This is a genomic window from Mycobacterium sp., from assembly GCF_019243155.1.
Lineage (GTDB): Bacteria > Actinomycetota > Actinomycetes > Mycobacteriales > Mycobacteriaceae > Mycobacterium.
The window spans coordinates 1-5,523 of sequence record NZ_JAFAUS010000209.1 but is presented as its reverse complement, the minus strand read 5'-3'; the positions used below and the strand labels follow the sequence as shown (position 1 = coordinate 5,523).

At 66.4% G+C, this 5,523-nt stretch carries 6 protein-coding genes; 2 read left to right on the top strand and 4 right to left on the bottom strand.

All coding sequences use genetic code 11. The annotated features are described in order from the left end of the window. Positions 1-726: oxygenase MpaB family protein (locus JOZ00_RS10365; protein WP_293343387.1), on the top strand; the 726-nt coding region annotated here is incomplete at its 5' end. Here the strand turns inward: JOZ00_RS10365 and JOZ00_RS10360 are convergent. From JOZ00_RS10360 to infC, 4 genes are all read right to left on the bottom strand, one after another. Then, positions 713-1,507, bottom strand: coding sequence for an RNA methyltransferase (locus JOZ00_RS10360; RefSeq protein WP_293343391.1), 795 nt, complete (start codon positions 1,505-1,507; stop codon positions 713-715). The genes JOZ00_RS10365 and JOZ00_RS10360 overlap by 14 nt on opposite strands. A 21-nt stretch (positions 1,508-1,528) precedes the next feature. Further along, positions 1,529-1,924, bottom strand: a complete 396-nt coding sequence (rplT, locus tag JOZ00_RS10355; protein ID WP_293343386.1) for a 50S ribosomal protein L20 — start codon at positions 1,922-1,924, stop codon at positions 1,529-1,531. Between the two features lie 63 nt (positions 1,925-1,987). Then, a complete protein-coding gene (rpmI, locus tag JOZ00_RS10350) occupies positions 1,988-2,182 on the bottom strand; it encodes a 50S ribosomal protein L35 (protein WP_293343384.1) in 195 nt (64 codons plus the stop codon). 34 nt (positions 2,183-2,216) lie between these two features. Beyond that, positions 2,217-2,822 carry a translation initiation factor IF-3 gene (gene infC, locus JOZ00_RS10345; protein WP_293343389.1) on the bottom strand — a complete coding sequence of 202 codons (606 nt, stop codon included), beginning with the start codon at positions 2,820-2,822 and terminating at the stop codon, positions 2,217-2,219. Positions 2,823-3,249: 427 nt separating this feature from the next. On the opposite strand from infC, the gene lysX reads away from it, so the two are divergent. Continuing rightward, positions 3,250-5,523: bifunctional lysylphosphatidylglycerol synthetase/lysine--tRNA ligase LysX (gene lysX / locus JOZ00_RS10340; protein ID WP_293343382.1), on the top strand; the 2,274-nt coding region annotated here is incomplete at its 3' end.

Genomic DNA, 5,523 nt, shown 5'->3' with positions numbered 1-5,523 from the left:
CACGCGACATTTTTCATGCTGATCATCAAGGTGGCCGAGTACTTCTGCGGCGGCTTGACCGAGGCCGAGAAGCGGCAACTGTTCGACGAGCACGTGCAGTGGTACCGGATGTACGGGATGAGCATGCGCCCGGTTCCGAAGTCCTGGGACGAATTTCAGGAGTACTGGGAACGGGTCGGCCGTGAGGTGCTGGAAGTCAACCAGGCAACCCTGGACATCTTCCAGATCCGGATCCCGAAACCGAGGTTCGTGTTGATGCCCACCCCGATCTGGGACCAATTGTTCAAACCGTTGGTGGCCGGTCAGCGCTGGATCGCGGCGGGGCTGTTCGAGCCCGCCTTGCGCGAGAAGGCCGGAATGCACTGGACTCCGGGCGACGAGGTGCTGCTGCGCCTGTTCGGCAAGCTGGTCGAGGTGGCCTTCCTGGCGGTGCCCGACGAGATCCGGTTGCATCCCCGCGCGCTGGCCGCCTACCGCCGCGCCGAGGGACGGCTTTCCAACGATGCCCCGTTGGCCGAGGCGCCGCCGTTCATGGCGCCGCCACGCGACCGGCGCGGACTGCCGATGCACTACTTCCCGCCGAGTTCGTATCCGTCCCTCGGCCCCTCGCTGCGGCCCGCGAAGGTCCTGATGGAACGCGCCGGGTCGCTGATGCACACGACCTTGTCGCTGGCCGGGCTGCGGGCCGCGCGGGGCCGGCCGAAGAAGCCGGCTAGGGCCGCTTGAGCAGGCCCAAGGCCTGGGCGCTCTGATAGAGACAGATCGCCGCGGCGGCAGCCACGTTGAGGCTTTCGGCGCCACCGGACATCGGGATCCGCGCGCGGTGGTCGGCCGACGACGCGACTTCGCTTGGCAGACCGTGTGATTCGGGCCCGAACAACCAGGCCGTCGGCTTGGTGAGCGTCTCCCCGATCTCGTCGAGGCGCGCCTCGCCGTCGACGGTGGTGGCCAGCACCTGCAGCCCCGCGGCGTGCAGCGCGTCGATAGCGGCCCCGGTGTCCGGCTCGACGACGACCGGAATCGAGAACATGCTGCCGGTCGACGCGCGCAGGCATTTGCCGTTGTACGGGTCCACGCTCTGGCCGCCCAGGATCACTCCCCCGGCGCCCATCGCGTCGGCGATACGGATGAGCGTCCCGGCGTTGCCGGGCTCGCCGATCCCGACGGCGACCGCGATCAGCCGGGGCGAGTCGGCCAGCACGTCCTGCAGACTCGTCGCCGGCATCTCGCAGACGGCGACCAGCCCGACGGGGGTCACGGTGTCGGAGAGGGCCTTTGCGGCCCGCTCACTCACCAGGTGAACGTGCGCCGAAGCCAGCGAAGCGAGCAGTGACGAATAACGTTGCGACGCAACCTCGGTGACGAAGACGTCCCGGACCAGACCGCGAACGGACGCGGCCTGGACCAGGTTTGGGCCTTCGGCGAGAAATCGTCCGGCCCGCCGACGCGCGACGTGCCGATGCAATTTGACCGCCGCGACGACCCTGGTCGAGCGTTCGGTCAGCACCTCCGGCATCGGCGTCGGAGGCTAGGCAGCCTCTCCGGAATCCGACGGCGCGTTGACGTCCTCGGGCAGCGCCGCCCGGGCCACGTCGACCAAGGCGGTAAACGCCGCGGGGTCGGTGATCGCGATGTCGGCGAGGTTCTTGCGGTCCACGTCCACACCGGCGGCCTTAAGGCCCTGGATCAACCGGTTGTACGTGATGTCGTTGGCGCGAGCAGCAGCGTTGATACGCGAGATCCACAATTTCCGGAACTCGCCCTTACGCGCACGACGGTCGCGGTAGGCGTAGTTCAGTGAATGCAGTTGCTGCTCTTTGGCTTTGCGGTAGAGCCGGGATCGCTGGCCGCGATAGCCCTTCGAGGCCTTCAGAATGCTGCGCCTCTTTTTGTGGGCGTTGACCGCCCGCTTCACGCGTGCCATGGATGTTCCTACTCTCGTTCAGGCAGTGATGGTCTTCTAAATGGGTCTGAGCCGGTCTGAAGGTCAGCCGTTCAGCAGCTTGTTGATCCGCTTGGTGTCGTTGGCGGCCACCACGGTGCGGCCCTCGAGCCGACGGGTTCTCTTGCTCGGCTTGTGCTCGAGCAGGTGCCGGCGGTTGGCTTTCTCACGCATGATCTTGCCGGTCCCGGTGCGCCGGAACCGCTTTGAAGCCCCGCTATGGGTCTTGGCTTTAGGCATGTTTCCTCTAGTTCTCGCTGTTCTCGCTGTCAGGTCAGTTCTGTGAAGGGCTGGCGTCGGCGGCCGCGTCGGAATCCGACGCCGCGTCGCCCGGCCCTTCGGGGTGCCGCGCCTTGGCGCGAGTCTTCGCACCGCGGTGCGGTGCCAGCACCATCGTCATGTTGCGGCCGTCCTGCTTGGCGGACGTTTCGACGAAGCCGTATTCGGCGACGTCGGCGCCCAGCCGCTGCAGCAGTCGGTAGCCCAACTCGGGCCGTGACTGCTCGCGTCCGCGGAACATGATGGTGACCTTCACCTTCGATCCCGCCTCCAGGAAGCGGATTACGTGGCCCTTCTTGGTCTCGTAATCGTGATCGTCGATTTTCGGTCGCAGCTTCTGTTCTTTGACGACGGTCTGCTGCTGGTTACGGCGGGATTCGCGCGCCTTTTGCGCCGCCTCGTATTTGAACTTGCCGTAGTCCATGATCTTGCAGACCGGCGGTCTGGCGTTCGGGGCAACTTCGACAAGGTCGAGATCGGCGTCGGCAGCGACGCGCAGTGCATCTTCGATGCGCACTATGCCTACCTGCTCTCCCCCTGGGCCGATCAATCGAACTTCAGGCACGCGGATGCGCTCGTTGACGCGGGTCTCAGTGCTGATGGGGCCTCCCTTGTTGGGCTTCTGGTGTGTCCTGCAATCACGACGCTGGGTCGGGTTCGGATTCAGCGGCGGAAACACACACCACCAGCAAAAAAGCCCTGCAGAAGCAGGGCCCAATGCCGACCGATCACGGCGTCAGCCGCCCGCGGTACCCGCGGAACAGACATACTCGATGTCTGTGACCGGACCGCTGAGCCTTGAAAATCTTCTGGCTAGCGGTGGGAGTGGGACTCCACTTAACTGTTCCTGGCCTTAGCCGGAATGGTCGCAGCGGCCAGTTTAGCAGCCGCGAGGTGGCTTTTAGCACTTCGGCGGCCAGACCACGGTTTGGCGACGGTATTCGGGTCGGAGCAAACACGGCCGAGTGCTGGCCGCTCTCAGCGCTTCGTCAAGCTTTTCACGGATTGAGGGCATATCCTCGCGGTCTGTGACACTCACATCACCTCGTCCGGGGCCACCTTCCGGGCCTCGCAACCGGTCGCGTTCCCGGTATCGCTGGGTACCGGCGGCGGCCGGCTGGACCGTGGGAGTCATCGCCACCATCTCGCTGTTGGCCAGCGTGTCGCCCCTGGTCCGATGGGTGATAAAGGTCCCGCGGGAGTTCATCAACGACTACCTGTTCAACTTCCCGGACACCAGCATCGCGTGGTCATTCGTCCTGGCTCTGCTCGCCGCGGCGTTGACCGCCCGGAAACGGATCGCCTGGTTCGTGTTGCTCGGCCAGATGATCCTCGCCGCGTTCTGGAACGCCGCGGACATCGCCGCGGGCGACAACACCGCGGCCGAGACGTTCGGGGAGAACCTCGGGTTCGCCGTGCACGTCGTCGTCGCGGTGCTGCTGCTGCTGGCGTATCGCGAGTTCTGGGCCAAGGTCCGCAAAGGCGCGTTGGTCAAGGCCGCCGCGGTGCTGGTCGCCGGCGATGTGATCGGCATCCTGGTGTCCTGGGGACTGGTCGAGCTTTTCCCCGGCACCCTCGAGCGGCAGGACCGGCTGCCCTACGTCGCCAACCGGGTCGTCGGCTTCGCCCTCGCCGATCCAGACCTGTTCACCGGTAAGCCGCACCTGATCCTGAACGCGATCTTCGGTTTGTTCGGCGCGCTGGCGCTGATCATGGCGACGATCGTGCTGTTCCAATCGCAGCGCGCCGAGAACGCGCTGACGGGTGAGGATGAGTCGGCCATCCGCGGCCTGCTCGAGCTGTACGGCAAACAGGACTCCCTGGGCTACTTCGCCACCCGCCGCGACAAGTCGGTGGTGTTCGCCCAGAGCGGCCGCGCGGCGGTCACCTACCGCGTCGAGCTCGGCGTCTGCCTGGCCAGCGGCGATCCGATCGGCGACCCCAGAGCGTGGCCGCAGGCGATTGACGCCTGGTTGGGGCTGTGCCAGACCTACGGCTGGGCGCCCGGTGTGATGGGCGCCAGTTCCCAGGGCGCGCGGGTTTACCGTGAGGCCGGCCTGAACGCCCTCGAACTGGGCGACGAGGCCATCCTGCGGACCTCCGACTTCCGGCTGTCCGGCCCCGAGATGCGCGGCGTGCGCCAAGCGGTCACCCGAGCCCGCAGGGCCGGGCTGACGGTACGCATCCGGCGGCACCGCGACATCTCCGACGAAGAGATGGCCGAGACGATCTCGCGCGCCGACTCGTGGCGCGATACCCAAACCGAACGCGGCTTCTCCATGGCTCTGGGCAGGCTGGGCGACCCGGCCGACGGAGACTGCCTGCTGGTCGAAGCGATGGACCGTGACGGCGCGGTCGTCGCGATGCTGTCGCTGGTCCCGTGGGGGGCCACCGGCGTATCCCTGGACTTGATGCGCCGGTCGCCGGGGTCCCCCAACGGCACCATCGAACTCATGGTCAGCGAGCTCGCGCTCAATGCGGAGGCTCTCGGGATCATCCGGATCTCGCTGAACTTCGCCATGTTCCGGTCCGCGTTCGAGCAGGGTGCGCAACTCGGCGCCGGCCCGGTCGCCCGGCTGTGGCGCGGATTGCTGCTGTTCTTTTCCCGGTGGTGGCAGCTGGAGACGCTGTACCGCTCCAACATGAAGTACCAACCCGATTGGGTTCCGCGCTACGCCTGCTACGAGGACGCCCGGCTGATCCCCCGGGTCGGTGTCGCCTCCGCCTTCGCGGAGGGCTTCCTTGTGTTGCCGTTCACCCGGCGGGACAAGGTGCACACCGGCCACTACCCCGCGGTGCCCCCTCGGCTCGCGGAGTCGGGCCTGCTGCATCCGGACGGCTCCGCGCCCGACGTGAGCGGGCTGCGAGGCTCGGACGACGACTTGCTGGACTCGAATTCCCGCCTGCCCGAACAGGTTCGGGTACGACTGGCCAAGCTGAAGATCTTGCGTCGTAGCGGCGTGGACGCTTACCCGGTGGGACACGCGCCGAGCCACACGATCGCCCGCGCGATGGACGCCGACGATCAGGAGACCATCATCGTGTCCGGCCGGATCCTGCGGATACGCGACTACGGCGGGGTGTTGTTCGCCGACTTGCGCGACTGGTCCGGCGAAATGCAAGTGCTGCTGGACAATTCACAACTGGAGCAAGGACGAACCGCAGACTTCACCGCCGCGATCGATCTCGGCGATCTGGTCGAGGTGACCGGACACATGGGGTTCAGCAAGAACGGAACCCGCTCGTTGATCGTCGGCAGCTGGCGGATGATCGGTAAATGCCTGCGGCCCTTGCCGAATAAG

Excerpts from the sequence above, each read along its gene's own strand:
- rpmI (WP_293343384.1), bottom strand. The coding sequence starts at position 2,182 with ATGCCTAAAGCCAAGACCCATAGCGGGGCTTCAAAGCGGTTCCGGCGC.
- rplT (WP_293343386.1), bottom strand. The coding sequence starts at position 1,924 with ATGGCACGCGTGAAGCGGGCGGTCAACGCCCACAAAAAGAGGCGCAGC.